Source organism: Streptomyces sp. NPDC031121, from assembly GCF_055570615.1.
Genome location: NZ_JBVIGV010000009.1, coordinates 270,712 through 297,087 on the forward strand (window position 1 = coordinate 270,712; position 26,376 = coordinate 297,087).

The 26,376-nt window shown below is 76.2% G+C and carries 22 protein-coding genes and 2 pseudogenes; 13 read left to right on the plus strand and 11 right to left on the minus strand.

All coding sequences use genetic code 11. The features are described from left to right. Positions 1-75 precede the first annotated feature (75 nt). A complete protein-coding gene (locus tag ACZ462_RS19020) occupies positions 76-1,548 on the plus strand; it encodes a glycosyltransferase family 39 protein (protein WP_467804279.1) in 1,473 nt (490 codons plus the stop codon). Between the two features lie 115 nt (positions 1,549-1,663). Then, positions 1,664-2,425, plus strand: coding sequence for a trypsin-like serine peptidase (locus ACZ462_RS19025; RefSeq protein ID WP_467804278.1), 762 nt, complete (start codon positions 1,664-1,666; stop codon positions 2,423-2,425). A 122-nt stretch (positions 2,426-2,547) separates the two neighbouring features. Here the strand turns inward: ACZ462_RS19025 and ACZ462_RS19030 are convergent. The 4 genes and pseudogenes from ACZ462_RS19030 to ACZ462_RS19045 all read right to left on the minus strand — a co-directional run. Then, positions 2,548-3,012 (minus strand): annotated as a pseudogene (locus ACZ462_RS19030) (NUDIX hydrolase); the annotation flags it as partial. A gap of 33 nt (positions 3,013-3,045) precedes the next feature. Next, positions 3,046-4,659 carry an apolipoprotein N-acyltransferase gene (lnt, locus tag ACZ462_RS19035; RefSeq protein WP_467804277.1) on the minus strand — a complete coding sequence of 538 codons (1,614 nt, stop codon included), beginning with the start codon at positions 4,657-4,659 and terminating at the stop codon, positions 3,046-3,048. Positions 4,660-4,718: 59 nt separating this feature from the next. Continuing rightward, positions 4,719-5,234: a hypothetical protein gene (locus ACZ462_RS19040; RefSeq protein ID WP_467804276.1), complete on the minus strand. Its 516-nt coding sequence runs from the start codon at positions 5,232-5,234 to the stop codon at positions 4,719-4,721. 116 nt (positions 5,235-5,350) lie between these two features. Further along, positions 5,351-5,587: pseudogene (locus tag ACZ462_RS19045) on the minus strand (FAD-dependent oxidoreductase); the annotation flags it as partial. Here ACZ462_RS19045 and ACZ462_RS19050 point away from each other — a divergent pair. Together ACZ462_RS19050 and ACZ462_RS19055 are read left to right on the plus strand one after the other, a co-directional pair. Then, positions 5,583-5,792, plus strand: a complete 210-nt coding sequence (locus ACZ462_RS19050) for a hypothetical protein (protein WP_467804407.1) — start codon at positions 5,583-5,585, stop codon at positions 5,790-5,792. The pseudogene ACZ462_RS19045 and the gene ACZ462_RS19050 overlap by 5 nt on opposite strands. Further along, the gene (locus ACZ462_RS19055; RefSeq protein WP_467804275.1) at positions 5,789-6,709 is read left to right on the plus strand and encodes an ADP-ribosylglycohydrolase family protein; all 921 of its coding nucleotides are present in this window, start codon (positions 5,789-5,791) and stop codon (positions 6,707-6,709) included. The genes ACZ462_RS19050 and ACZ462_RS19055 overlap by 4 nt, the downstream gene beginning before the upstream one ends. Positions 6,710-6,740: 31 nt before the next feature. On the opposite strand, the gene ACZ462_RS19060 is transcribed toward ACZ462_RS19055, so the two are convergent. Together ACZ462_RS19060 and ACZ462_RS19065 are read right to left on the minus strand one after the other, a co-directional pair. Beyond that, positions 6,741-7,538 (minus strand): glutamate racemase, encoded by a 798-nt coding sequence (locus ACZ462_RS19060; RefSeq protein WP_467804274.1) that lies wholly within the window; start codon positions 7,536-7,538, stop codon positions 6,741-6,743. Between the two features lie 128 nt (positions 7,539-7,666). Beyond that, positions 7,667-8,881 carry an MFS transporter gene (locus ACZ462_RS19065; RefSeq protein WP_467804272.1) on the minus strand — a complete coding sequence of 405 codons (1,215 nt, stop codon included), beginning with the start codon at positions 8,879-8,881 and terminating at the stop codon, positions 7,667-7,669. Positions 8,882-9,111: 230 nt separating this feature from the next. On the opposite strand from ACZ462_RS19065, the gene ACZ462_RS19070 reads away from it, so the two are divergent. The 5 genes from ACZ462_RS19070 (at position 9,112) to ACZ462_RS19090 (ending at position 15,641) form a co-directional block, all read left to right on the plus strand. Then, positions 9,112-10,281: a glycosyltransferase gene (locus ACZ462_RS19070; protein ID WP_467804271.1), complete on the plus strand. Its 1,170-nt coding sequence runs from the start codon at positions 9,112-9,114 to the stop codon at positions 10,279-10,281. 246 nt (positions 10,282-10,527) lie between these two features. After that, a complete protein-coding gene (locus ACZ462_RS19075) occupies positions 10,528-11,067 on the plus strand; it encodes a DUF6643 family protein (RefSeq protein ID WP_467804270.1) in 540 nt (179 codons plus the stop codon). Positions 11,068-11,160: 93 nt separating this feature from the next. Beyond that, a complete protein-coding gene (locus tag ACZ462_RS19080; RefSeq protein ID WP_467804268.1) occupies positions 11,161-11,985 on the plus strand; it encodes an MOSC domain-containing protein in 825 nt (274 codons plus the stop codon). A 414-nt stretch (positions 11,986-12,399) separates the two neighbouring features. Further along, the gene (locus ACZ462_RS19085; protein WP_467804267.1) at positions 12,400-13,011 is read left to right on the plus strand and encodes an Rv1733c family protein; all 612 of its coding nucleotides are present in this window, start codon (positions 12,400-12,402) and stop codon (positions 13,009-13,011) included. Positions 13,012-13,157: 146 nt separating this feature from the next. Then, positions 13,158-15,641 carry a right-handed parallel beta-helix repeat-containing protein gene (locus tag ACZ462_RS19090; RefSeq protein ID WP_467804266.1) on the plus strand — a complete coding sequence of 828 codons (2,484 nt, stop codon included), beginning with the start codon at positions 13,158-13,160 and terminating at the stop codon, positions 15,639-15,641. On the opposite strand, the gene ACZ462_RS19095 is transcribed toward ACZ462_RS19090, so the two are convergent. Continuing rightward, a complete protein-coding gene (locus tag ACZ462_RS19095) occupies positions 15,592-18,045 on the minus strand; it encodes a hypothetical protein (protein ID WP_467804265.1) in 2,454 nt (817 codons plus the stop codon). The two genes, ACZ462_RS19090 and ACZ462_RS19095, sit on opposite strands and share 50 nt — an antisense overlap. 177 nt (positions 18,046-18,222) lie before the next feature. Further along, entirely contained in the window at positions 18,223-19,377 is a 1,155-nt protein-coding gene (gene cds1, locus ACZ462_RS19100) for an L-cysteine desulfhydrase Cds1 (protein WP_467804264.1), read from the minus strand. Between the two features lie 198 nt (positions 19,378-19,575). Between cds1 and ACZ462_RS19105 the strand changes: the two genes are divergently transcribed. Further along, on the plus strand, positions 19,576-20,244 hold the full coding sequence (locus tag ACZ462_RS19105) for an ATP-binding protein (RefSeq protein WP_467804262.1): 669 nt from the start codon (positions 19,576-19,578) through the stop codon (positions 20,242-20,244). Between the two features lie 41 nt (positions 20,245-20,285). On the opposite strand, the gene ACZ462_RS19110 is transcribed toward ACZ462_RS19105, so the two are convergent. Further along, a complete protein-coding gene (locus ACZ462_RS19110; RefSeq protein ID WP_467804261.1) occupies positions 20,286-21,545 on the minus strand; it encodes an ROK family protein in 1,260 nt (419 codons plus the stop codon). A 43-nt stretch (positions 21,546-21,588) separates the two neighbouring features. After that, positions 21,589-22,260 carry an alpha-ketoglutarate-dependent dioxygenase AlkB family protein gene (locus ACZ462_RS19115; protein ID WP_467804260.1) on the minus strand — a complete coding sequence of 224 codons (672 nt, stop codon included), beginning with the start codon at positions 22,258-22,260 and terminating at the stop codon, positions 21,589-21,591. 36 nt (positions 22,261-22,296) lie between these two features. Here ACZ462_RS19115 and ACZ462_RS19120 point away from each other — a divergent pair, with 36 nt between their 5' ends. Together ACZ462_RS19120 and ACZ462_RS19125 are read left to right on the plus strand one after the other, a co-directional pair. Further along, positions 22,297-23,037 carry a maleylpyruvate isomerase family mycothiol-dependent enzyme gene (locus ACZ462_RS19120; RefSeq protein ID WP_467804259.1) on the plus strand — a complete coding sequence of 247 codons (741 nt, stop codon included), beginning with the start codon at positions 22,297-22,299 and terminating at the stop codon, positions 23,035-23,037. 62 nt (positions 23,038-23,099) lie between these two features. Beyond that, complete coding sequence (locus tag ACZ462_RS19125) at positions 23,100-23,378, plus strand: DUF6332 family protein (protein WP_467804258.1); 279 nt, start codon at positions 23,100-23,102, stop codon at positions 23,376-23,378. 78 nt (positions 23,379-23,456) lie between these two features. Here ACZ462_RS19125 and ACZ462_RS19130 read toward each other — a convergent pair whose 3' ends face one another. Next, entirely contained in the window at positions 23,457-24,665 is a 1,209-nt protein-coding gene (locus tag ACZ462_RS19130) for a geranylgeranyl reductase family protein (protein ID WP_467804402.1), read from the minus strand. A 242-nt stretch (positions 24,666-24,907) separates the two neighbouring features. Here ACZ462_RS19130 and ACZ462_RS19135 point away from each other — a divergent pair, with 242 nt between their 5' ends. Next, positions 24,908-26,272 carry a M20/M25/M40 family metallo-hydrolase gene (locus ACZ462_RS19135; RefSeq protein ID WP_467804257.1) on the plus strand — a complete coding sequence of 455 codons (1,365 nt, stop codon included), beginning with the start codon at positions 24,908-24,910 and terminating at the stop codon, positions 26,270-26,272. Positions 26,273-26,376: the final 104 nt, after the last annotated feature.

The window sequence follows — 26,376 nt, forward strand, 5'->3', positions numbered from 1 at the left end:
GGCGGTGAACCGTCCGGGGCGTCCATAGACTGACCCTTTCTGCTCGCACACTCCTTCGAGGATTCGAACCGCCCCATGGCCTTTCCCACGAGAACCGCCCTCCGCCGCCTCCCCGTATGGCTGCCGCCGGTGCTCTGGACGGCGGGCCTCGGACTGTGGGGGCTGTCCCGGCAGGACAGCGTGTGGCGGGACGAGGCGGCCACCTGGCAGGTGGCCGGGCGGTCGGCCGGGGACATCTGGGCGATGCTCGGGAACGTCGACGCCGTGCACGGGCTGTACTACCTGCTGATGCACGGCCTCTTCGAGGTGTTCGGGCCCGGCACGGCGACGCTGCGGCTGCCGTCGGTGCTGGCGGTCGCCGCCGCCGCGGCGTGCACGGCGCTGCTCGGGGAGCGCCTGGCGGGCCGCTGGGCCGGCCTGGGCGCGGGCTTCGCGCTGCCCCTCCTGCCGGCCGTGCAGTTCCACCTCCAGGAGGGCCGGCCGTACGCGCTCGTCGCGGCCGGCGCGGGGCTGTCGACGCTGCTGCTGGTGTCGCTGCTCGCGGACGGGGCCGAGGCGGAGGGCGGGCGGCCGGGCCGGCGGCGGTGGCCGCGCTGGACGGCGTACGCGCTGGCGGTGCTGGTGTGCGCGCTGCTGAACTGGCTGTCGCTGCTGATCCTTCCGGCGCACGCGGCGACCCTGTGGTGGACGGGCGCGCCGCGGGCGGTGGTGGGGCGCTGGGCGGCAGCGGCGGCCTGCGCGGTCGCGGGGGCGCTGCCGCTGGTGCTGTTCAGCCGCAGCCAGTCCGACCAGGTGTCCTGGATACCGCCGCTGACCTGGCACATGATGATCGGTCCGGCCGTCCTGCTGGCGGTGGGCGGGCTGTGCGCGGCCGCCGACCGGCCGCGTGCGGGGCGGCTGTCGGCCGCCGCCGTGGGGCTGCCGCTGCTGGCGGTGCCGCAGCTGGCGCTGATCGCGCTGTCGCTGGTGCAGCCGCTGTTCCTGGAGCGGTACGTGCTGTTCGGCATGCTGGGGCTGGCGCTGCTGGTGGGCGCGGCGCTGGGGGCGGGCGTACGGGCCCTCGCACCCCGGTTCCCGAGGGCATCGGCGCTGCTGGTGCCGGCCGTGGTGGCGGCGGCGGTGCTCGCGCTGCTGCCGCAGTCGCTGGCCAAGCGGTCCCCGGCCAGCCGCGTCGACGACGTGCTGGCGGTGGCCGGGGAGGTGGCCCGGCTGGGACGGCCGGGCGACGCGGTGGTGTTCGTACCGGCGGCCCGCAGGGACACGGCACTGGTGTCGCCCGGCGCGTTCGCGGGACTGGCGGACGTGGCGCTGGAGCGCGGCCCGGTCGAGTCGGCGACGCTCAAGGGCGAGGAGGCGGATCCGGCGCGGATCCGGGCGGCCCTGCTGGAGCAGCGCCGGGTGCTGCTGGTGACGGATGCCGCCCGGGTCGCGAAGCCGTCGGGCGCGGCGCGGGACGCGGCCAAGGCGAAGGTGCTCGCGGAGCACTTCGCGGTGGTGGCGGACCGGGAGGTCCGCGGCCGCCGGGTGACGGTGTACGAGCGCCGCTAGGGCCCAGCGGGGTGGGCTCGGGGCGGGGGCCGGGTCGGGATTCACAGCCGATTCATATGGAACAGCTGGCTCCGTTCATGGTTTCGACGGGGAGGCTCGGACCATGATTCCGCGCTTGCCGAGCCGTACGCCGCGCCGCACCCGCGTCCGCCGGGCCGCCCGGACGCTCGCGGCCCTCGCCGCGATGGCCGCCCTGCTGGGCGTCCACATGCCGGATGCGTCCGCAATGCCGCCCCCGGGTACCACCGACCCCGCGCCGACCGGCGCGGCGGCCGACCGGGTCGGGCCGCTGTTCGCCGGAGGGCTGGACGGCGGCCACTTCTGCACCGCCTCCGTCGTCCGCAGCGCGGGCCGCAACCTCATAGCCACCGCCGCGCACTGCCTGGGTGACCCGCTGAACACGGTCTTCGCGCCCGGCTACCGCGACGGAAGGGCCCCGTACGGGGTGTGGCGGCTGACCGGTGTCCACGCGGCGCGGTCCTGGACCGAGGGCGAGGACCCGGACGCCGACCTGGCGTTCGCCACGGTGGTCCCGGAGGGCGGCGGGGCGGCCCTTCCCGTGGAGGAGGCCGTCGGCGGCTTCCCCGTGGCGGGCGGGCAGCCGGCCGGCGCGGCGGCGACGGTCGTCGGCTACCCGCGGACCGCGGAGGCGCCGCTGCGCTGCACGAACACGACGGCCCTGCACTCGGCGACGCAGCGGCGGATCGCCTGCCCCGGCCTGAGCGGCGGCACGAGCGGCAGTCCGTGGCTGGTGGGCGGCGCCGTGGCCGGGGTGCTGGGCGGGCACGAGGGCGGGGGCACGGACCCGGACGTCTCGTACAGCGCGGTGATGGGCGACCGGGCGGTACGCCTGTACCGGGAGGCGGCGCGCGGCTGACCCCTCCGCCGGGAGGGCGCGGCCTACTCGGGGATCCCCTCGGGCACCCAGGCGGGGGCCGCCTCCTGCGCCGCCGGGGCGGCCGCCGCGGGAACGGCAGCGGGCTCGGCGGGCAGCTCGGACGCGGGTGCGAACCAGGTCGGCCCGCCGGCGAGGGTGCGGCGGATCCGGTGGAGGGCGAAGGGGGGCAGCGGCGGCAGCGCGTCCGGCGCGAACCAGCCGACCTCCAGCGACTCGTGGTCGTTTACGCGGGCCTCGCCGCCTGTGGCGCGGCAGCGGAAGGTGATGTCCTGGAACTGGCAGACGTCCCCGTTGGGGTAGGTGAATGGTTCGAGCATCTCGACGAGGACGACCTGCTCGGGGACGCAGCGGACGGCCGTCTCCTCGTACACCTCGCGGGCGGCGGTGTCGGCGGGCTGCTCCCCCGGCTCGGGGATGCCGCCGATCACGGACCACCCGCCGGTGTCGGCGCGGCGGCCGAGCAGCACGCGCCCGAGGTCGTCGACGACGACGGCGGTGACGCCGGGCAGCAGGAGGAGCCGGTTCCCGGCGTGCTCGCGGATCTCGCGGATGAACTCAGGTGTCATCCCCCGACCATACGAGGCCGCGGGCGCGGCCCGTCAGGCGGCGCGGCCGCGGGCGCGGATCCGCCGGACCAGGACCAGGCCGAGCGCGCCGGCGGCGAGCGCGAGGAGCGCGTACTCCGGCAGCGGGCCGAGGCGGGTGGCGGGGGTCTCGGTGGAGCGCAGCGGGATCTCCGCGACGAGCGCGTCCGCGGTGAACATCTCCGTCTGCTGCACGACCTTGCCGTCGGGGAGGATGACGGCGCTGACGCCGCTGGTGACGGGGACGAGGACCGTCCTGCTGTGCTCGACGGCCCGGACGCGGTCCATGGCGAGCTGCTGGTAGGTCATCTGGGTCCGGCCGAAGGTGGCGTTGTTGCTCGGTACGGCGATGACCTGGGCGCCGGCCCGGACGGTGGAGCGGACGGCGTCGTCGAAGGCTGCCTCGTAGCAGGTGACCATGCCGACGCGGCTCCCGCCCATGTCGAAGACGCCGGGCTCCTTGCCGGGGCCGAAGTCGCGGCTCACCCGGTCCACGTCCTTGCTGAACAGGCGCACCACGGACCGCATGGGGATCCGCTCGCCGAAGGGCTGGATCTTGCGCTTGTCGTAGGTGTCGGTGGGGCCCTTGGCCGGGTCCCAGCGGATCACCGTGTTGCGGAGCGGGCCGGTCTCGGGGGCCAGGACGGAGCCGATCGAGACGGGCACGCCGACGGCCTTCACCGCGTTGTCGATGACGCGGTAGGCGTCCGGCTGGGTGAAGGGGTCGATGTCGGAGGAGTTCTCCGGCCACACCACGAAGTCCGGCCGTGGCGTCTTGCCCGTACGGACCTCCTCGGCGAGCTGGAGGGTCCGGTTGGCGTGGTTGTCGAGGACGGCGCGGCGCTGGGCGTTGAAGTCGAAGCCGGCGCGCGGCACGTTGCCCTGGACGACGGCGGCCACCGCGGTGCCGTCCTCGGCGGCGGAGGACACCATGGGGCGGGCCGCGAGGGCCGCTCCGACGGGTGCGGCCACGGCGAGCGCGGCGAGCGCAGCGGTGGCCCGGCCCGGCCTCTCGCGGGCGGCGAGCAGGGCCGCGTACAGGCCGAAGCCGCACAGGGCGGTGCCGAAGGACAGCAGCGGCGTGCCGCCGAGGGCGGCGAGCGGGAGGAGGACGCCGTCCGCCTGCCCGAAGGCGAGCTTGCCCCAGGGGAAGCCGCCGAAGGGGGCGCGGGCCCGCAGTGCCTCCCCTGCGATCCACACGGCGGCCGCCCACAGCGGCCAGGCGGGCAGCCGGCCGACAACGGCGATACCGGCGGCGGTCGCGGCGATCATGAGGGCTTCGAGGGAGGCCAGAGCGATCCACGGGACCGGGCCGACGCCCTGGCTGGTCCACACGAGCAGCGGCAGCAGGAAGCCCAGGCCGTGGAGGAGGCCCAGCCCGAACGCGGCACGGGCGCGGCGGCCGCGAAGGCAGCCGGCGAGCACGGCGAGGGCGACGGGGGCCAGCCACCAAAGGGGCCGCGGCGGGAAGCTCAGGTAGAGCAGCGCACCAGAGCCGGCGGCGAGGAGGGCGCGGACCGCGGCGGCCTTCCGCCCGGGCTGCTCTGCGCCCCCGGCCCGCGCGGAACCGCCACCGGCATCGGCTTCCGCTCCGGCGGATCGGGGCTCTCGGATGACACTGCTGCTCATCTGGCGGAGTGTACGCGGCCGGTCCGCCGGGTCGGAGGCTGGCGGGTCGGGTGGCGTGCTCAGCGGGTGTGCGCCCGCAGGTGGGTGTCGATGACGCGGACGGCGTTCTCGGCGTCGTCGACGGTGACGGTGAAGAGCCGGCCGTCGCCGAGGTGGAGCGCGAGGCCCTCGCCGCGGCGGACGATGACGGCGGTGCCCTTCTCGGGGCGCCAGCGGTGGCCCCAGCCGCCCCACTGCTGCGGGGTGATGTGGGGCACGTACTCGGCGCGGGTGATGTCGGCGAGGCGGACGGTGCGCCGCGGCAGGCCGATGTGCCCGCAGCGGACCTCCAGGGCTTCGGCGTCGATGGTGACGGCCACGTACACGAAGGCGAGGGTGCCGTACAGGATCAGCAGGCCGACGGCGATGCAGCCGACGACGGCCATGAGCAGCGCCACGGTGCCCGCGCCCCAGGAGGAGGCGACGGCCAGCTGGATGCCGAGCGCGAGGGCCGCGGCGCCGGCGAGGGCCAGCAGCCACTGGCCGCGGTTCGAGGCCCGGCCCGCCCAGAGCGGACCAGGGGGGTGACCCGTCATGGGTAGCAGCGTACTCACGTTCCGCATGTGCGGCACCGCCTCGCAGCCGCACCTGTCCGGGGAGGGCCGCGCCCACAGCCGCCGGGTCCGCTGCGGTGCGGGCAGGGGGCGGGCGGTCAGCCGGGCAGGAGGCCGACCAGCGCGTCCCGGAGGGCGGGGCGGCGGGCGGTCGCGAAACGGTGCAGGGCGCGGGAGCCGAACGCCACGCGCTGCGCACTGCGGCGCCGCTCGCGATCGTACGCGCGCAGCGCCGCGGGCAGCCCGGCCCGCCCGTGGGCGGCGACCGCCCGGCCGAGCGCCTCCGCGTCGAGGAGGGCGGTGCAGGCGCCCTGGCCGAGGTTGGGCGCCATGGCGCACGGGCGCCTGCTGCGCGCGGCCGGGCTGCCGTCCGGGCCCGCGCACGCCCGCTCCCTCACCCTCGCGCTGCACGGCGCGCTCTGGCACCTCCTCTCCGGCGCCCCGGCCACCATGGCCGCCGCAGGGCTGGACGATCTGGACGCGTTCGCCCGAGACGTGCTGGACTGTGCCTGCCCCGACCCGCACGAGGAGGCCTTTTGACGACCCGTCTCGACCGCGCCGCAGGCGCAGTGCTGGGCTCGGCCGTCGGCGACGCGCTCGGCGCGCCCTACGAGTTCGGGCCCGCCGGCGAACTCGCGGCCCGTGGGTCGGAGATGCGCGGGGGCGGCGGCTGGGATCCCGGCGAGGCCACCGACGACACGCAGATGGCCGTCCTCGTCGGCGAATCCCTCCTCGACCACGGCGGGCTCGAACTCCCCGACGTCTTCGACCGGTTCCGGCGCTGGGCGGCCGCCGGGCCGAAGGACATCGGGATCCAGACGGAACAGGTGCTCACCAGCGGCGACCCCTGGGACCTCGCCGCGGCACTGCACTTCCAGGTGAACGCGCGAGCGGCGGGCAACGGTTCCCTCATGCGGGCGTCCACCTCGGCGGTGTTCTTCGCGTCCGCCGGGGAGCAGGCCACCATGGACGCGGCCCGGCGCCTGGCCGCGCTGACGCACGGCGACCCGGCCGCCTGGGAGGGCACGGCCCTCCTCCACGAGCTCGTCCGCGCGGCGCTCGACGGGGTCCATCCCCTGGAGCGGCTGCCGCAGGCGCTCGCGGCGGTGGCCCCGGAGCAGCGCGAGCGCTACGCCCGCGTCCTCGCCCCGGACTGGCACCCGGGACTCGCCACCGAGTTCAACGGCGCGGTGTGGCCGTGCCTTGGCTCGGCGGTGTGGGCCCTGCGGACGACCACCGGCTTCGCGGAGGCCGTACGGGCCGCGGTGAACCTCGGCGGAGACACGGACACGGTGGCCGCGGTCACAGGCACCCTGGCCGGGGCCCTCTACGGCCAGTCGGCGATCCCCGCGGCATGGACCGGGCCCCTGCGCGTACCGCTGCCCGGGTTCGGCGAACGCGTCCTGGACGCCCAGGGCCTCCGCGCCCTCGCGACCCGGCTGGCAGGGGCGGCGTAGGCGGCGGACGGGTGCCGCCGCCCGGGCCCGGTCAGCGGCCGGCGACCGCGGCGCCCTCGCCGGCCAGCAGCCGGCCCTCGGCGTATCCGAGCGCCGCGGCGGGCAGGGCGCCCTCGCTGCCGCTGAGCAGCACGGTCAGGGAGCCGGTGGCGGGTGCGCCCGGGTCGGGGGCGGCGCCGATCCGGCGCAGCGCCTGGACGGCGACCGGCTCGGCGGAGCCGTGGTAGACGAGGTCGGCGCCGCCGGTCCGCTCGGCCAGCGCCGCCCGGACGGCGGGCTCGACGAGTTCGTAGTGGGTGCAGCCGAGGACGATGTCGGTGGCGTCGGCCGGGGTGAGGGCGGCGGCAGCCGCCACGGCGGACGCTACGGCATCGGCGTCGCCCGCCTCGACGGCGTCCGCGAGGCCCGGGCACGGCACCTCCGTGACGCGCGCCCCGGCCGCGAAGTCGCGGATCAGGCCGCGCTGGTACGGGCTGCCGGTCGTGGCGGGGGTGGCCCAGATGGCGACGCGGCCGCCCGCCGCGGCGGCGGGCTTGATCGCGGGCACGGTCCCGATGACGGGGATCTGCGGCTCCAGCTCGGCACGGATGGCGGGGAGGGCGTGGACGGTGGCGGTGTTGCAGGCGATGATCAGCGCGTCCGGCCGCAGCGCGGCGGCGGCGCGCGCTACACCGAGCGCCCGCCCGGCCAGGTCGGCGGGGGTGCGCGGCCCCCAGGGCATGCCGTCGGGGTCGGAGGACAGGACCAGATCGACGTCCGGCCGCAGCCGCCGCATCGCGGCGGCAGCCGCGAGGAGGCCGATTCCGGAGTCCATGAGGGCGATCTTCACCTGGTCACCTTAATCGACGGGCCTCTCCCGCCCGCCCCGACGGGCCCCGCTGTGGGCCGCGGCACACCCGCCGGGCTGGGTCGTCTTTTCCGGATCTTGCCGGTTGCGCAAGATCCGAAAGAGGCGGCCTACGAGGCCGCTCCCGCGGCAGCGCCCGGCTGCGTCCGGGTCCGCATGCCCCAGCGGGCGAGGGACGGCCCGGCAGCACCCAGCGCCGCGAAGAACGACGCCAGCAGCAGCCAGCCGGCCGTGCCCAGGCCGAGCACCACCGTGGTGAGGATCGCGGGCGCGAGGGCCTGGCCCGCGTTGAAGCCTAGGCCGAGGACACCCTGGTACTGGCCCTGGGCGTGGTCGGGGGCGAGACCGAATCCCAGGGCGAAGCCGGCCGAGGACTCCCAGACCTCTCCCAGGCTGTGGACGAACACCGCCCCCAGGACCAGTCCGGCCGCCGCCCAGACGGGGGCGTACGCCGCCAGCGCCATCGTCGGACAACTGACGAGGAAGAGCAGCCCCGCAATGCGGAAGGCCCTGCCGCCGTCGTACGGGGTCTCGACACGCGAGCCGATCCTGGTCTGCATCAGCACGCAGAAGGCGGAATTGACGGCGAACAGCGCGGCCACCGTCCAGCGCGGCGCTTCGGTGTGCTCGGAGATCCAGATCGGCAGGAGCAGGGAGACCACCGGGTACTGCAGTCCCATGGCCCCGTAGAGGGCGGCGAACGCGAGGAACGGCCGATCCGCGAAGGCGAGCCAGCGGCGCTGCCGCGGTGGTGCGGCCTGCACGGGATAGCGGGGCAGCAGGAGCAGCAGCAGAGCGCACAGGGCGAAGCTCGCCGCGTTCCCGAGGATCAGCGCGACATAGGCGCCGCGGGTGTCCGCGGCCAGCGCCAGCCCGGCACCCACCGTTCCCAGGACGACGCCCAGGTTGACGAAGGTGCGCAGCTTCGCCCTGAACACGGCCGGGCGCTCACCCCCGACCCGGGCCACCAGAGCCCCCCACGCCGCCCCGCCGACCGCCGCGGCGATCTGGTCGACCGTCGCGAGGACCGTGAGCGCGGCCCAGCTTTCGACGAGGACGAGGGCCGCCATCGACATTGCCTGGACCGCGAGGGCCGACATCATGACCGTGCGCGCCCCGCACCGGTCGGCGAGATGCCCTCCGGGTATCCCGGCGCCCAAACCGATCACTCCGGCGAGGGTGAGCGCGGCACCGACCTGCGCCGCGGGCAAGCCCACCACCAGGGTGAAGTAGAGCGCCGACGCCGCGTTGAACAGGCCGTTGCCGACCCGGTTGACGAAACTCGCGGCGACCAGCACGCGCTCCGGGCCACTGTCCCCCGCCATCCGGCCTATTCGGCCTATTCGGCCTATTCGGCCTATTCGGCCTGCCCCGCCGCCCTTGATCATGAACCGCACGCTAACAGCGCCGGCGGCTCTGCCGGCGCCGCTCTCGCAGACGCCCCGCCCGGGTACGCGGCCGCCGCCGGCCGGGGTGGCCGGGTGGCTCCGCGCCGTGCGGCGGCGCGCCGGCGGGGTGCGGGACACGGCCCGGAGGGTTCGGCACACTGCCCGGCATGGGCCTTCTCGGTACTGCCTGCGCCTCCCTCGCCGCCTGGTTGTGGCTCACGTTCGCGCAGGGGATGTTCTGGCGGACCGACGTCCGCCTGCCCCCGCGTTCCGCCCCGGCGCGGTGGCCCTCCGTGGCCGTCGTCGTCCCCGCGCGGGACGAGGCCGGGGTGCTGCCGCTCAGCCTCCCCTCGCTGCTCGCGCAGGACTACCCGGGCGAGGCCCGGATCGTCCTCGTCGACGACGGCAGCACCGACGGCACCGCCGACCTGGCCCGCCGCCTCGCGCGCGAGCACCCCGGGCTGCCGCTCGCCGTCGTCTCCCCGGGCGAGCCCGCCCCCGGCTGGACGGGCAAGGTGTGGGCCCTGCGCCACGGCATCGCGGTCGCCCGCGCCTCGGCGCCCGCCGAGCCGGACTACCTCCTCCTCACCGACGCCGACATCGCCCACGCCCCCGACAGCCTCCGCGAACTCGTCGCCGCCGCAACCAGCGCCCGCCTCGACCTGGTCTCGCAGATGGCCCGGCTCCGGACCGCCGGGCCGTGGGAGCGGCTCGTCGTCCCGGCGTTCGTGTACTTCTTCGCGCAGCTCTACCCCTTCCGCCGGATCAACCGCCCGGGCGGCCGGACCGCCGCCGCGGCCGGGGGGTGCGTACTGCTGAGGACCGAGGCGGCTGTACGGGCCGGGGTGCCGGAGGCGATCCGGCACGCGGTCATCGACGACGTCTCCCTCGCCCGGACCGTCCGGGACTCCGGCGGCCGGATCTGGCTGGGGCTCGCGGAGCGCGTGGACAGCGTGCGCCCGTACCCGGCGCTCGCCGACCTGTGGCGGATGGTGTCGCGCAGCGCCTACGCCCAGCTCCGCCACCAACCGCTGCTGCTGGCCGGGACGGTGGCCGCGCTGGTGCTCGTGTACCTCGTCCCGCCGGCCGCGCTCCTGGCCGGCCTGGCCGGCGGCCGCCCGGCCACCGCCTGGGCCGGCGGGCTGGCCTGGCTGCTGATGGCCGGGACGTACCTGCCGATGCTGCGGTACTACCGGCAGCCGGCCGTGCTGGCGCCGCTGCTGCCGTTCACCGCCCTGCTGTACCTGCTCATGACGGTCGACTCGGCGGTGCAGCACTACCGGGGCCGCGGAGCCGCGTGGAAGGGGCGGACCTACGCCCGCCCCAGCGACGCATGAAACGGAAATTTCACCCCGGGAGCGATGTCATACGGGGCCACCGCACGGTGACGCTGCGTCAGCGGCAAGTCGGTGCAACACCCAACCGGCGAGTACGAGTCGGAGCAAGCCGGGGCGGAAGCGGCGAATCGTGCACGTGAAGGTCAAGTGACAGCTGAGGCACTGACCTGGGAATATGCAGGTCAGCGCGGGGTTGGTCACGCCTCGCTATGGACCCCGTGAAGCCGTGGGCTTAACTTATGACCCATGACCTCCCCCCGCTCCACTTATGGCGGCGGCTACTACTCCGCGCCCTCCTTCCCGGACACCCCCATCTACGACTCGCTCGTGGCGGAACGCGGGACTCCGCAGATCGCCCCGATCCGGGTTCCGGCCGCCTACGACACGCCGGGCGCCGGCTATGCGAGCGGTGGAAACCTCCCGGCCCTGTCCTCCTCGCTGCCGGCCCTGCCGGCCGCCCTCCCGCCCTCCGCACCGCCGCCCCAGCAGCAGCAGACGGGCGGATACGGGTACCCGTACCAGGGGCAGGCGGCGCCCGCGCCCATGCCCCTACAGAGCGCGCCCGCGCCGTACATCCCCCAGCAGCAGCCCGCCGCACCCCGCCCCGGGTACATGCAGCAGGCCCAGCCGCAGCCGCCGCGACCGGCCGCCGCGGGCACCGGATACGAGGCGATGCGCCCGGCGGCGCCGCGCCCCATGCAGGTTCCGGTTCCCACTCCGGCACCCGCCGCGGGCACCCCGTACCAGGACCCGTACGGCCGCCCCTACCAGGGGCGCGGCTACTGACCGACCAGCGGGCGGAAGGATCACCTCGCGGCATCCTGACAGGCCCGCCGGCGCGCGCTGGGGCGCCGGCGGAGCACCTGGCAGGATGCACGCATGGCGAACCCGTACGTGCACGCGCTCCACATCCATCCCGTGAAGTCGGTGGCGGGCACCGCTCCCGACGAGGCGGCCGTGGAGCCCTGGGGGCTGTCCGGCGACCGGCGGTGGGCGCTGGTCGACACGTCGGGTGCGGTCGTCACGCAACGGCAGCAGCCGCGCCTGGCGTTGGCCGCCGCGCGTCCGCTGGCCGGGGGCGCGGTCGCACTGTCGGCGCCGGGCATGGCGGAGCTGGTCGTGGAGGTGCCCGAGCCGGGGCCGCTGGAGCCGGTGGTGCTCTTCGGCAAGAAGGTCGAGACCGTCGTCGCGGCGGGTGCCGCCGCCGACTGGTTCAGCGCCTGGCTGGGCATCCCGGTGCGGCTCGTGCACCTCGACGACCCGGCCGTACGCCGTCCCGTGGACCCGCAGTACGCCCTGCCGGGGGAGACCGTCAGCCTCGCCGACGGCTACCCCGTGCTGCTCGCCTCGCTGGCGTCGCTGGACGCGCTCAACTCGCTGATCGCGGAGGGCGAGCACCCCGAGGAGGGGCCGCTGCCGATGAACCGGTTCCGGCCCAACGTCGTCGTCGCGGGCGCCGAGCCGTGGGCCGAGGACGGCTGGCGGCGGATCGCGATCGGCGACGCGGTCTTCCGCGCGGCCCGCGAGTGCGGCAGGTGCATCGTCACGACGACCGACCAGGCGACGGCGGAGCGCGGCAGGGAGCCGCTCATGACGCTCGGCCGGCACCGGAGGATCGGCAAGTCCCTGGCGTTCGGGCGGCAGCTGGTGCCGGTGCGGACGGGCACCGTGCGGGTCGGGGACGAGGTGCGCGTCCTGGACTGAGGCCGGCGCCGCCCGCTCCTCCCCCGCCCCCCTAGGTCCTGTATGGGGTTGCCCCGCGGCGTCGCGACGCCCGGCACGCACCCCCGGCACCCGCCCTGTGTGTCGCCTTGTCGCCTTGTCGCCCGCGGCCCTCGGGCCCATGGCTGCCCGACTCCGCCTTCGGCGGCCTGCGCTGCCACGTCCGCGGCCGCACGGCGGGCGGATCGCCTTCGGAATGACACCTTCGGGGGGCTCTGCCGACGGTTCGGAACCGACCGCGACCAGCCGCCCGTTGGAGCAGTCGGAACGTGTCGCACGACCGCGGGGGACCGTGCAGCGGCTCGCGCGGCACACCTCCCAGCGCTCGGAATGCGTGTCTCCGGGCGCGCGGGGGGCATGGACGGCAGACAGGCGGAGGCAAGGGGGTGCCGGACCGTGTGGACAGCGGCAGGTGTGTGGCGTTGGCGGCGCAACCCGCTGCGTCGGCGCACCGATCTCGTCGAGGCGTGGGTGGCGTTCGCAGCACTGGTGAGCGTCCTGCTGGTCGCACCGGCCGTGGGCTGCGCCGCCGGCCTCCGGGTGGACGACCGGCTCCAACAGGCGGCGCGGGAGCAGCAGCGCGAGAGGTTCCTCGTGCCCGCCGTCGTGGTGCGGGCCGCCGGGCAAGGTGCCGGGGGCGCGGGCGCCGACGCGAACCCGCGGCACCAGAGCCCGCGGCGCACCCAGGTGGTGGCGGACTGGACCGCGCCGGACGGCAGCAGCCACCGGGGCACCGTCCCGGCCGCAGAGGAACCGCCGCAGGCCGGCGACCGGTTCCGGATATGGACGGACGCCCGGGGCCGGCTGGTGGGGCGGCCGCTCGACGCTGCTTCCGCGGGGGCGCACGCCGCGGTCGTGGGCCTCGCCGCCGCCGTCGGTGTGGCCCTGCTGGCCGAGACGGGCCGGCGGCTCGTCGTCCGCCGGCTGGTGCACCGGCGCTACGCGCTGCTGGACCGGGCCTGGGCGGAGACGGGGCCGGACTGGGGACGGGCGGGTGCGGGAAGTTGACCTGGCCTCCCGGCGGCTCCCCGCGCGCTACGGTGGAGCGGCCGGACCCCGGTTGCCGTCAGCCGCTCCCACCGCTGAAGGCGGTCGCGGAGGCGGTTCCGGTCGGTTCGACAGCGCGAGAACGAGGGCGGGGGCACGACAGCACCATGGCACAGGGCACGGTCCAGCTGACGCACGGCGGTTCCTCGCGGTGGCGGCGCCGCTCCGGCGAGTACCCGACGCTGTCCGAGGCGCTCGCCGCCGCGGGCGACGGGGACGTGCTGACGGTCGCGCCCGGCACGTACCGGGAGAACCTGGTACTGCACCACGCCGTGACGCTCCGCGGGGTCGAGGGCGCCGCCGGGTCGGTGCGCATCGCCCCGCCGGACGGGATCGCGCTGACCCTGCGGGCCTCGGCCGTGGTCCGGGACCTGACCGTGGAGGGGCAGGACAGGGCCGCGCCCGCGCTCCTGGTGGAGGAGGGCACGCCGGAGCTGACCGACCTGCGGGTGACCACGGAGTCGGCGGCAGGCATCGAGGTGCGCGGCCGGGGCCGGCCGGTGGTGCGGCGGTGCACCGTCGAGAACCCGTCCGGGGTCGGGGTCCTCGTCCTGGACGGCGCGGGAGGCGTGTTCGAGGAGTGCGAGGTCGCGGCCTCCGGGCAGGCCGGGGTGTCGGTCCGCGGCGGCGGGCACCCGCGGCTGGAGCGGTGCCGGGTCCACCACGCGGGGGGCGCCGGCATCGCGGTCACCGGGGAGGGCTCGGGCCTGGAGGCGCTGGGATGCGAGGTGTACGAGATCAACGGGACGGGGGTGCAGATCGCCGCGCGGGCGGCGGCCCGGTTCACGGACTGCACGGTGCACCGCACCACGGCCGACGGGGTCACCCTCGACACCGACGCGGTGCTCACGCTCACGGGGTGCGACATCCACGACGTCCCGGAGAACGCGGTGGACCTGCGCTCCCGCTCGGTGCTCACCCTGACCCGCACGAGCGTGCGCCGCTTCGGCCGCAACGGGCTGTCCGTGTGGGACCCCGGCACCCGCGCCGAGGCGGACTCCTGCGAGATCCACGACAGCACGGGCGACTACCCGGCCGTGTGGATCAGCGACGGGGCGGGCGCCTCGCTGACGCACTGCCGGGTGCACGACGTGCCGGACGCGGTGTTCGTCCTGGACCGCGGCTCGCGCGCGGACGTCGTCGACAGCGACCTGTCGCAGGTCCGCAACACCGCCGTCTCGGTGAGCGACGGGGCGACCGCGCGGGTCGAGGACTGCCGGATCCGCGAGGCCGGAACCGGCGCCTGGTTCCGCGACCACGGCAGCGGCGGCACCCTCGCCGACTGCACGATCGACGCCGTGCAGACCGGGGTCATCGTCACCAAGGGCGCCGATCCGGCGGTCGAGCGGTGCACGGTGTCCTCGCCCGCGGAGGCCGGTTTCTACGTGTCCGCCGGAGGGCGGGGCAGCTTCCGGTCCTGCCGGGTGGCCGGCAGTGCCGGCTTCGGGTTCCACGTCCTCGACGGCTGCCGCGCCCACCTGGCCGGCTGCCGCACCGAGCGGTGTGCCCGCGGAGGCTACGAGTTCGCGGAGGACGGGCCCGTCGCCGAGGACTGCACCGACGACGGCACCGCCTCCCGGCACCCCGGGCAGCCCGGGACCGCCGGCGCGGCCGCCGCCGGGGAGCGGGACGCGGTCCGTGCCGCATCGCGCGAGGTCCCCGTCCCGGCCCGTGCGGCGGCCCCGGGCCTCCCCGCCGCCCGGCCCGCGCCCCCCGCGGTGCCGGACCCCGGGCTCGCGGAGGCGGCCGCACCGGAAGGGGCCGCGCCGCAGGGCGGGTCCGCCGCCGTGCTGGAGCGGCTCGAAGGACTGGTCGGCCTGGAGAGCGTCAAGCGGGAGGTCCGCGCACTCACCGACATGATCGAGGTCGGGCGGCGCCGGCAGCAGGCCGGACTGAAAGCCGCCTCGGCCCGCCGCCACCTCGTCTTCACCGGCTCCCCAGGCACCGGGAAGACCACCGTGGCCCGCCTGTACGGGGAGATCCTCGCCTCCCTCGGCGTCCTGGAGCGCGGGCACCTCGTCGAGGTCTCCCGCGTGGACCTCGTCGGCGAGCACATCGGATCCACGGCGATCCGCACACAGGAGGCGTTCGAACGGGCGCGCGGCGGGGTCCTGTTCATCGACGAGGCGTACGCGCTGGCACCGGAGGACTCCGGCCGGGACTTCGGGCGGGAGGCGATCGACACACTCGTGAAGCTGATGGAGGACCACCGCGACGCGGTCGTGGTGATCGTCGCCGGCTACACGGCCGAGATGGAGCGGTTCCTGACCGTCAACCCCGGGGTGGCGTCGCGGTTCTCGCGGACCATCAGCTTCGCCGACTACGGGCCGGAGGACCTGCTGCGGATCGTGGAGCAGCAGGCCGACGAGCACGAGTACCGGCTCGGGGAGGGCACCGCCGAGGCGCTGCTGGCGTACTTCGCGGAGCTGCCGAAGGGGCCTGCGTTCGGCAACGGGCGCACGGCCCGGCAGACGTTCGAGTCGATGGTCGAACGGCACGCCGGCCGGGTGGCGCAGCTCGCGGATCCGGGGACGGACGAGCTCACCCTGCTGTTCCCGGAGGATCTCCCGGCTCTGCCCGCTCCCTGCTGAGCCGAGGGGCGGGCAGGCCCGTGCCGCCCGCGGTCCCGTGGGGGGCGGAGGCCGCCGCTCCGGTCCCCGTGTCGGCGCCGCACCGGTCGCCGGGCAGCGGCCGGGGGCCGGAGAGCCGGGCGAGCAGGGCGTCGCGTTCGGCGGCGAACGCCGGATCGTCCTGGTAGTCGAAGTGGCCGAGGACGGGTGCGGGCAGCGGCTGCTCCGCGGTGCGCCCGTACGCGGCTGGGTCGGGGAGCGGCCCCCGGTCCACGGCCGCGCCGGCCTCGGGGACGACCGGGCCGCCGATCGGGTCGGTGGACCGCCACAGGTTGCGCCAGCAGTCGACGTCCCGGTGCAGGGACAGCAGCGGCCCGCTCCCGAAGTACGCGGGGAACCAGCGGCCGTACAGCCGGCGCAGCGGGGAGCCGTACGTGAGGAGGGCGACGCGGTGGCGCACGTGCGGCGGCAGCTGCCAGACGGCGGCGGCGGCCAGGACGCTGCCCTGGGAGTGGCCGGAGATGACGAGGCGTCCGCCGGTGCGGCCGGTCCAGGCGGTCATCCGCCACGTCAGGTCGGGGACGGCGCGCTCGGCGTAGCAGGGCGGTGCGAAGGGGTGGGCGGCGCGCGGCCAGAACGTGCCGACGTCCCACAGCACGCCGACGGTGCGGCGGGCGGCCGGGTCGCGGTAGGCGCGCCGGCCCCAGGTGACGAAGAGGAGGAAGCCGAGGCCGACGAGCCACGACCCGGCGTCCTGGGCGGCGCGCGCGGCGGCCTCCAGCAGCGGGTGCGTTCCGCGGGCGGCCGCCCCCGGGACCTCGCCGGTCAGCCAGGCGCCGGCGAGGGCTCCCGCGCCGAGCAGCAGGGTGATTCCGGAGAGGGCGGCGGCGAAGCGGGGCGCGGAGTCGGTGAGGGCGGCGGCGGTGCGGGCGCCGGCGATACGGCGGCTGCGGTCGCCGTCCGGGACGCACCCCGGGTACTCGGCGGCGACACCGGCGGCGATCCGGCGGCGGGTGCGGGCCGCCCCGGCGGCGTGGAAGACGGCCAGGAAGGCGAGGGCGAGGAGGACCGGCGGCAGCACGGCGGCCTGCCAGGACAGCAGGACGGGCGGCTCGGGCACGGGGAGCGGCGGGCCGGCGGGCGCGTCCCCTCCGAGCCAGTCGGCGAAGCGCCCGGCGACCCCGCCGGACATGACGCCGCCGAGGGCGCAGGCGAGCACGGCGACGGCCGGCCCGCCCAGCCCGCGCAGGGCGGTCGCCGGGTCGGGGGCCCGCCGGTACAGGCTGCGGGCGACGGCGGCGAGCGCGACGATGCAGCAGCCCTGGCCGAGCATCAGCAGGCCGAACGCGAAGTCGCCGGGGAGGCGGCCCGCGGAGGTCCATCCGGGCCGCGGCCAGCAGGCGTACAGCAGGACGGCGGCGAGCAGGGCGAGCGCGGCGCCGGGCAGCAGGGTGGTCACGGCCCGGTCGCGGCGGTGGTCGGGGCGGGCCTCGGAGCGGCCGCGGCGGCAGACCACCCAGGCGACCGCGGCGGCCCCGGCCACCAGCAGCGCCTCCAGGGCCCAGCCGACGGATTCCAGGACGGCGGCGCCGGCGGCGGCGTCGCGGCGGGCGACCGGCACGGCGACGGCGGCGGCGACGGTGAGCAGCCCGGCCGCGGTGTGCGCGGCGCGGAGCCGGGCCACGATCCGCCGCCCGTACCAGAACCCGGGCCGGCCGAGGGCGGGGGTGGCGGGGCCGTCGGGGGCGCCGCCGCTCGGGTGACCGGCGGGCGGCGTCTGGGACTCGTACGCGCTCCACGTCCGGTTCGACAGGAACCACAGGAGCCCGGTCAGCGCCGCCGGAATGAGGGCGGCGAGCGCGAGGCGCCGACCCGGCTGCCCCCACCAGCGGCCGGGTTCGGCGAAGTGCAGCCACCAGCGGGAGCGGGTGCAGGAGCGTGAGCCGGCGCACTGCCAGGCGAGCAGGTCCAGCGCGACCTCGCAGGCGGCCGCGACCAGCAGCAGGGTCAGGGTGAGGGCGGTGATCCGGACGAGCAGCCCGTACGCGCGCACCGCGCGCGGCTGTGGGCCGCCGTCGGGCACTGCGGGGCGGGCCCAGTGCGCGAGGTTGACCACCATGAAGGGCAGGAGCAGCAGCCACAGGGCGCGCGAGCCGTTGCCCGAGGTGAGGCGGGACCAGCAGTACGCCTCCACGACGGGCCGGCCCGCGTACCGCTCGGGGTGCGCTTCGGCCTCCGCGTCGGCGCTGCGGCGGAAGACGGCGGCGGTGGCATCGCCGGTGACCCGGACGGTGCGCGGGTCGTCGAGGAGTTTCTCCGGTGCGGCGCCGTGGACGCCGTGGACGCGGAGTTCGAGGCCCAGCGGCCCCGGGACGGCGGGGTGTTCGGTGGCAGGGAGGTGCGGGGGCTTGGGGGTGTCCGGCACGGGCGGCCTCCGCTCGCGGGGCGGGAGTCAGCGCACCTCCAGCATCCCGCGCGGCGGGCCCGCCGCCTAGCCCCTGTACGGGCGACACGGCGGGGTCCGACGCGCTTGCCCTGCAGGGGGGCTGACCGGTCGTCAGGCAGAAGCCGGTCTGCGCCGCCGCACGGGCCGCGGCCTCGGTCAGGCGTCCGGCTCGCGCCAGGTGCCGGTCGCCAGCAGCGTCTCGATGGTCTCGGCGTACGGCGCGAGGTCCAGGCCCTGCGCGGCGACCCAGTCGTCGGAGTAGTACTTGTCCAGGTAGCGGTCGCCCGGGTCGCAGAGCAGGGTGACGACGCTGCCTGTCCGCCCCTCGGCCACCATCTCGGCGACGATCTTCAGGGCGCTCCACAGGCCGGTGCCGGTGGAGCCGCCCGCCTTGCGGCCGATGGCCTGCTCCAGGGCGCGGCAGGCGGCGACGCTCGCCGCGTCGGGCACCTTCATCATCCGGTCGATGGCGCCGGGCACGAAGCTGGGCTCCATCCGCGGCCTGCCGATGCCCTCGATGCGGGAGCCGCAGTCGCTGGTCGCGCCGGGGTCGTCCGCCGTCCAGCCGTCGAAGAAGCAGGAGTTCTCCGGGTCGGGCACGCAGACGCGGGTGTCGTGCTGCATGTAGTGCACGTAGCGGGCGATGGTCGCCGAGGTGCCGCCGGTGCCGGCGGTCGCGACGATCCACGCGGGCTCCGGGTAGCGCTCCAGGCGCAGTTGCTGGTAGATCGACTCGGCGATGTTGTTGTTGCCGCGCCAGTCGGTGGCCCGCTCCGCGTAGGTGAACTGGTCCATGTAGTGGCCGCCGGTGCGGGCCGCGAGGTCCGCCGACTCCTCGTACATCTTCATCGGGTCGTCGACGAAGTGGCAGGCGCCGCCGTGGAATTCGATCAGGCGGCACTTCTCGGGGCTGGTCGTGCGCGGCATGACGGCGATGAACGGGACGCCGATCAGCTTCGCGAAGTACGCCTCGGAGACGGCGGTCGAGCCGGAGGAGGCCTCGATGACGGGCCGTCCGGGGCGGATCCAGCCGTTGCACAGGGCGTAGAGGAACAGTGAGCGCGCGAGGCGGTGCTTGAGGGAGCCGGTCGGGTGCGTGGACTCGTCCTTGAGGTAGAGGTCGATGCCCCATTCCTCGGGGAGCGGGAAGCGCAGCAGGTGGGTGTCGGCGGAGCGGTTGGCGTCCGCCTGCACCTTGCGGACGGCGTCCTTCAGCCAGGCGCGGTACTCCGCGTCGCTGCGGTCGACGTCCGCCGTCGTGGCCGCGGGCGCCGCCGCGGCCGGCGTGGCGGAGGTACGGGTGGTGCTCATGCGCCTTGCTCCTTCATGCGTTGCTTCGCCCCCTGCTTTCGCAATGTACCTCTCCCACCTGCGCAAACAGTCACTTTGGGTATCTACCTGGATCGCTTTCGGTCGCGTTCGGTTGCACTCCCGCGCACCGTGGGTGACCCTGGTGGAGCATTACTGAGGGTGCAGCACCCGTAACACTCATGTCGGGGAGTCGCAGCCGTGATCAGTCACTCACGCAGGCACTGCGTCGTCGAACTGCAGGCCCTGCCCGCCCGGATCGGACAGATCCGGAGGATCGTCTCGGCGCAGTTGCGCCACTGGCAGCTGGATCCACTCATAGACCGGGCTGCGCTCGGCGTGACGGAGCTCCTGAGCAACGTCCACCGCCACGCGCAGCCCGACAAGACCTGCACGGTGGAGATCGAGCTGCGGCTCGGACGGCTGACGGTCTCCGTGTACGACAGCGATCCGCGGCTCCCGGTCCTGCGGACGGCCGCCGCGAGACCGCCCGGCCCCGCGGACCCGGGCCGCACTCCCCGCGCGACGGCGACCGCGACCGCGACGGCCGTCGCCCCGGACGCACCGCCCGTCCTGGACGTTCCCGGTCCACTGGACCCACTGGACGCCCTGGAGACCTGCGGGCGCGGCCTCGCCCTCGTCGACGCGCTCAGCGAGGCCTGGGGCGCCAGGCCGCAGGAGGGCGGCAGCGGCAAGGTCGTCTGGTTCTCGCTCCGCGCCGCACCGGCGGCGCCGGCCCGCCGGCGTCCGTCCCAGGTCCGCGCCAAGCCCGTACGGGAGCCCGCTCCGGCCGTGGTCCTCGCCGCGGACACGCGGCCCGTGCCGACCGGCCTGTCGGTGGCCGCCTCGACGCTGATCGGCCCCGGGTAGCGGTTCCGCCGCCGCGGCGCCGCGCGGGCGGCGCCGTACCGTCAGGCGGCGGCGCCCAGCGTGCCCAGCGGGTCGTCCAGCACCGGCTGCCAGGCCAGCTCGGCCGCGCCGACCAGGCTGTTGTGGTCCAGCGTGCACGGCAGGATCGGCACTCCCCCGCTGCGTCCCCACAGGCTGCGGTCCGCGACGACCGCGCGCAGCCGCTCCGGGTCCGCGTACAGCAGCTCCCGGTGCAGGCCGCCCAGGATGATCCGGTCCGGGTTGAGGATGTTCACCAGGCCCGCGAGGCCGAGGCCGAGCCGGTCGATGAGCTCCTCGGCGGCGGCCCGCACCGCGGGCTCCCCGTAGCCGTCGCGCAGCAGGTCCCGGGCCTGCTGGAGCAGGGACACCTCCGGGCCCGGGGTGCGGCCGGCGGCCGTGAGGAGGGCCAGCGGGTCCGCCTCCACGTCCAGGCATCCGCGGCCGCCGCAGTGGCAGGCCCGGCCCTCCGGGTTCACGGTGAGGTGTCCGACCTCCAGCGCCAGTCCGGAACTCCCGCTGTGCAGGCGGCCGTCCAGCACCAGCGCCCCGCCCACGCCCCGGTGCCCGGTCGCCACGCACAGCAGGTGCTGGGCGCCGCGGCCCGCGCCGTGCCGGTGCTCGGCGAGCGCGGCGAGGTTGACGTCGTTCCCGGCGAGGGCGGGGCCGTCGATGCCGGCGTCCTTCACGCACTCCTCGAAGATCGCCCGTACCGGGGAGCCGGCCGGCCAGGCCAGGTGGAGCGGGTTCAGCGCCGTCCCGTCCGGCTCGGCGACCGCCGAGGGGACCGCGAGGCCCGCCCCGACGCAGCGCCGGCCGGTTTCCGCCAGCAGCCCCGCGCCCGCCCCGACGACGGCGCCCAGGACCTGAGCGGGGTCCTCCGAGACCGTCAGCTTGCCGGGTGCGGTCGCGACGATCCGCCCGCCCAGGCCGACCAGCGCGGCCCGGAAGCCGTCCGGGTGCACCTGCGCGGCGAGCGCGACCGGCCCGTTCTCGTCGATGGCGAGGCGGTGCGAGGGGCGGCCCTGCGCGCCGCCCGCACCCGGCCGGGAGTCCACCCGGATCAGGCCGAGGGCCTCCAGCTCGGCCGCGACGGCGCCCGCCGTGGCCCGGGTCACGCCCAGTTCGGCGGTCAGGACGGCGCGGGTCGGGGCCCGGCCGGTGTGGACGAGCTCCAGCGCCGGGCCGAGGGCTCCCCGCCCCCGCTCCAGCCTGGTCCGCGCGGATGCCGCGGACCCGCTGCTCGCATCCCCCACCCGCGGCGGGGCGCCGTTGCCGTTCATGACAGCGATCCTCGCATGATCGGCGGAGTGTGCGGACCGCCGCTCATCCGGGCGGCAGGTCGAGCCCGCCCACCCGGAGCGTGATGTTCAGCCGTCCGGCCAGCCCGAGCTCCGGCGGGGCGGTGCCCGGATGGACCTTCGGCACGCCGTGGTAGGCGAGCCGCGCGGGGCCGCCGAAGACGAACAGGTCGCCGCTGCGCAGCAGCACGTCCCGGTACGGCCGCCCCCGGGACGCGGTGTTGCCGAACCGGAAGACGCAGCTGTCGCCGAGGCTGAGGGAGACCACGGGCGCGCCCGACCGCTCGTCGGCGTCGCGGTGCATGCCCATGTGGGAGTCGCCCTCGTAGAAGTTGACGAGGGCGATGTCGTACGGGGCCCCGGCGGCGTCCGGGGGCGCGGTGCCGTACGCGGCGCCGACGGCCTCGCGCCCCAGCTCCGCGAGCCAGGCGGGCATCGGCTTGACCGGCGCCCCGTCGCCGTCGACCGCGGTGCGGGCGTATCCGTACGGGTACCAGTGCAGGCCCAGGCACACCTGCCGGGCGGTCATCGTCCCGCCGCCCGGGGTGCGGACGGTGCGCAGCCCGGCGGGCGGCCGCGCCCACGTGCGGCAGGCGGCGAGCAGGGTGCGCTGGCGCTCGGGGCCGAGCCAGTCCGGCACGTGCACGGCGCCGGGGGCGATCTCGGTCCGCTCGCGCGGGAAGAGTTCCCCGTCCATGCCCCCATTGTCGCGGGCTCCTGGAAGACTGCCCGTATGAAGATCACCGAGTTCGTGGAGACCCTGGACCGCGAGGGGGCCCTGCTCGCCGACCTGGCGGAGCGGGCGGGGACGGACGCCCTGGTTCCGACCTGCCCGACGTGGCGGATCGGCGACCTGCTGCGGCACACGGGGGCCGTGCACCGCTGGGCCGCCTCCTACGTCGCCGAGGGGGCGGTGGAGCCGGCCCCGTTCCCGGACGCGCCCGAGCTGGTCGGCGCGGAGCTGCTGGGCTGGTTCCGGGACGGGCACGCGGCCCTGGTGCGGACGCTGGCGGGGGCGCCGGCCGGTGTCGAGTGCTGGACGTTCCTGCCGACGGCGCCGTCCTCGCCGCTGGAGTTCTGGGCGCGCCGGCAGGCCCACGAGACGGCCGTGCACCGCATGGACGCCGAATCGGCCCTGGGGAAGGCCTTCTCCCCGGTGGCGCCGGAGTTCGCCGAGGACGGCGTGGACGAGCTGCTGACCGGCTTCCACGCCAGGCCGCGCAGCCGGGTCCGTACGGCGGAGCCGCGCGTCCTGCGGGTGCGGGCCGCCGACACCGGCATGGTGTGGACGGTCCACCTCTCGCAGGAGCCGCCGCGCACGGTCCGCGGGGACGAGGGCACCGCCGACTGCGACGTGGTGGGCGAGGCGTCGTGGCTGTACGCGGCCCTGTGGAACCGCCTGCCGCTGACGGGGCCGGGCGTCACGGGCGACGAGTCCCTGGCCCGCCTGTGGACCGAGACGGCCGGCGTCTGAAGGAGCCGCCCCCGTACCCCGGATGGTTGTGGCCGTCCGGTGGATGCGGGGAGACTGTCCGGATGACTCAGCGAACCATGCGGCGCAGCCAGGCGGACCGCGACGCCGTCACCGTGGAGATCGGGTATGCGTTCGTCAGCGCGTGCTTCGCGGCGGCCCTGGTGTTCGGGGCGGTCTTCGGGCCCGCCCTGGCCTTCGACCTGTCCGGCGCCGCCGCGCACGGCCTGGGCGTGGCCGGCGGCGCCCTGGCCGGGGCGGTGTTCCTGCTTCGGGTGGCGCACGTGCTGTGGCGCTTCGGCCGACGGCCGGGCGGCGGCCGGACTCCGCGCGGCGGGGCGTGAACAGGCCGCCCCGAAGCTGCGCCACGCCCCGGCCGGGACCGCCGGCCCGCCGCCGGAGGGCGGCGGGCCGGCTGCCGGCTACGCGCCCGGACGGGCCTGGCGGGCGTCCAGGAGGTGCAGGGCCCGGCGGGCCAGCGGGTGGCTGCGGACCAGCTCGGCCAGCGTCGTCGAGCCCCGGGTGATCCGGGCGAACGCACGCCACGCCGGGGCGAAGCCGGTCATCACCGCGTGCAGCAGCCCCGGCCTGGCCTCGAACGCCGTCAGCATCCGCCGCCCGACGCCCATTTCCACGCCCAGCCCCGACTTGACGGCGAAGGCGTAGTTCAGGGCCTGCCGCCGCGCGTCCACGGCGTCCTGCGCCTCGGCGATCTTCGCCGCCCACTCCCCCGCCAGGCGGCCGGAGCGGAGCGCGAACGAGATGCCCTCGCGGGTCCACGGCTCCAGCAGCCCCGCCGCGTCGCCCGCGACCAGTACCCGGCCGCGCGACAGCGGCGAGTCCGGCTTCCGGCAGCGCGTCAGGTGCCCGGAGGAGACGGCCGGTTCGAAGCCGGACAGGCCGAGGCGGGCGACGAAGTCCTCCAGGTACCGCTTGGTGGCGGCCCCATCGCCCTTCGCCGAGATGACGCCGACCGTCAGCGTGTCGCCCTTGGGGAAGACCCAGCCGTAACTGCCGGGCAGCGGTCCCCAGTCGATGAGCACCCGCCCCTTCCAGTCCTCGGCGACCGTGGGCGGGACCGGGATCTCCGCCTCCAGGCCCAGGTCGACCTGCTCCAGCTCCACGCCGACGTGCGCGCCGATCCGGCTGGCGCTGCCGTCCGCGCCGACGACGGCCCGCGCGAGGAGGGTCTCGCCGTCCGCGAGGACCACCGCGACCGTGCGGCGGTCCGGGACCGCCGCACCGTGCTGCTCGACCCGGGCGACCGCCGTGCCCGTGCGCACCGCGGCGCCCGCCTTCTCCGCCTCGGCGACCAGCGCCGCGTCGAACTCGGGCCGGTTGACCATCCCGAACAGCATGCGCTTGGAGCGGCGGGTGCGGGCCAGCCGGCCGTTCAGGGAGAAGGTGACCGCGTGGATCCGGTCCATGAGCGGCAGCACGAAGCCGGGCGGGAGCGCGTCCCGCGAGGGGCCGATGATGCCGCCGCCGCACGTCTTGTAGCGGGGCAGCTCCGCCTTTTCCAGCAGCAGCACGCGGCTGCCCGCGACCGCCGCCGCGCGGGCAGCCGAGGCGCCGGCCGGGCCCGCCCCGACCACGACCACGTCCCAGACCTCGCCGGTCCCCCCGGCCACCCCGTCCCCCGCCCCCTCCGCGGCCTGCCCTGCGTTTGCGTCCTGTACGTCGTCGCTGCTCACGATGTGCCGATGCTCCTGATCATGCGTTGCTCCGATGCCGGGGAAATCCTACGGCGCGCCTCCCGCCCGTCCTGCTGTGCGAGGATCGGAACGACCTGCGCCTACCCCGGCAGCCGCCCACCAGGCGGGTGCCGGAGGCGTACAAGCAGAACAACGTCGCACCCAAGAGGAGCGTGCCCATGACCCCGAATCCGATCGCCGCGACGGTCGCCTCGCTGATGCCCCGCGCCAAGCGGGAGCTGACCGAGCTGGTGGCCTTCCGGTCGGTGGCGGACTGGGCCCAGTTCCCGCGGAGCGAGAGCGAGGGCGCGGCCAACTGGGTCGCCGACGCGCTGCGCGCAGAGGGCTTCCAGGACGTGGCCCTGCTCGACACCCCCGACGGGACGCAGTCCGTGTACGGGTACCTGCCCGGCCCGGAGGGCGCCCCGACCGTCCTGCTGTACGCCCACTACGACGTGCAGCCGCCGCTGGACGACGCCGCCTGGATCTCCCCCGCCTTCGAGCTGACCGAGCGGGACGGCCGCTGGTACGGGCGCGGCGCCGCCGACTGCAAGGGCGGCTTCATCATGCACCTGCTGGCGCTGCGCGCGCTGAAGGCCAACGGCGGCGTCCCGGTGAACGTGAAGGTGGTCGTCGAGGGCTCGGAGGAGCAGGGCACCGGCGGCCTCCAGCAGTACGCCGAGGCCCACCCGGAGCTGCTGGCCGCCGACACGATCGTCATCGGCGACGCGGGCAACTTCCGCCTGGGCCTGCCCACGGTGACGGCCACCCTGCGCGGGATGTGCCTGGTGAAGGTGAAGATCGACACGCTGGGCGGCAACCTGCACTCCGGCATGTTCGGCGGTGTCGCCCCCGACGCGCTGGCCGCCCTGATCCGGCTGCTGGACTCGCTGCGCGCCGAGGACGGCTCGACCACCGTCGACGGCCTCGCCGCGGACGCCGTGTGGGAGGGCCTGCAGTACCCGGAGGCGGACTTCCGGGCGGACGCGAAGGTCCTGGACGGCGTCGGCCTGATCGGCGAGGGCACGATCGCCGACCGGCTGTGGGCCCGCCCGGCGGTCACCGTCCTCGGCATCGACTGCCCTCCGGTCCTCGGCGCCACCCCGTCGGTGCACGCGAGCGCCGGTGCGCTGATCAGCCTGCGCGTCCCGCCGGGCGTGGACACGGCGGAGGCCATCAAGCTGCTGGAGGCCCACCTGGTGGCGCACACCCCGTGGGGCGCGCGCCTGCAGGTGGAGGTCGTCGGCCAGGGCCAGCCGTTCCAGGCGGACACCTCCAGCCCCGCGTACGCGGCGATGGCGGCGGCCCTGGAGACCGCCTACCCCGGCCAGCAGATGCAGGTCAGCGGCATGGGCGGATCGATTCCGCTGTGCAACACGCTGACGTCGCTGTACCCGGACGCGGAGATGCTGCTCATCGGGCTGAGCGAGCCGGAGGCGCAGATCCACGCGGTGAACGAGAGCGTCTCCCCGGAGGAGCTGGAGCGGCTTTCGGCCGCGGAGGCGCACTTCCTCGTCAACTACGCGGCGTCCAAGCGCGCCTGACTCTGCGGTGCCCCGGGGGGGGGGGGGGGGGGGGGGGGGGGGGGGGGGGGGGGGGGAGAGGAGGGGGGGGGGGGGGGGGGGGGGGGGTTGTGGGGGGGGGTGGC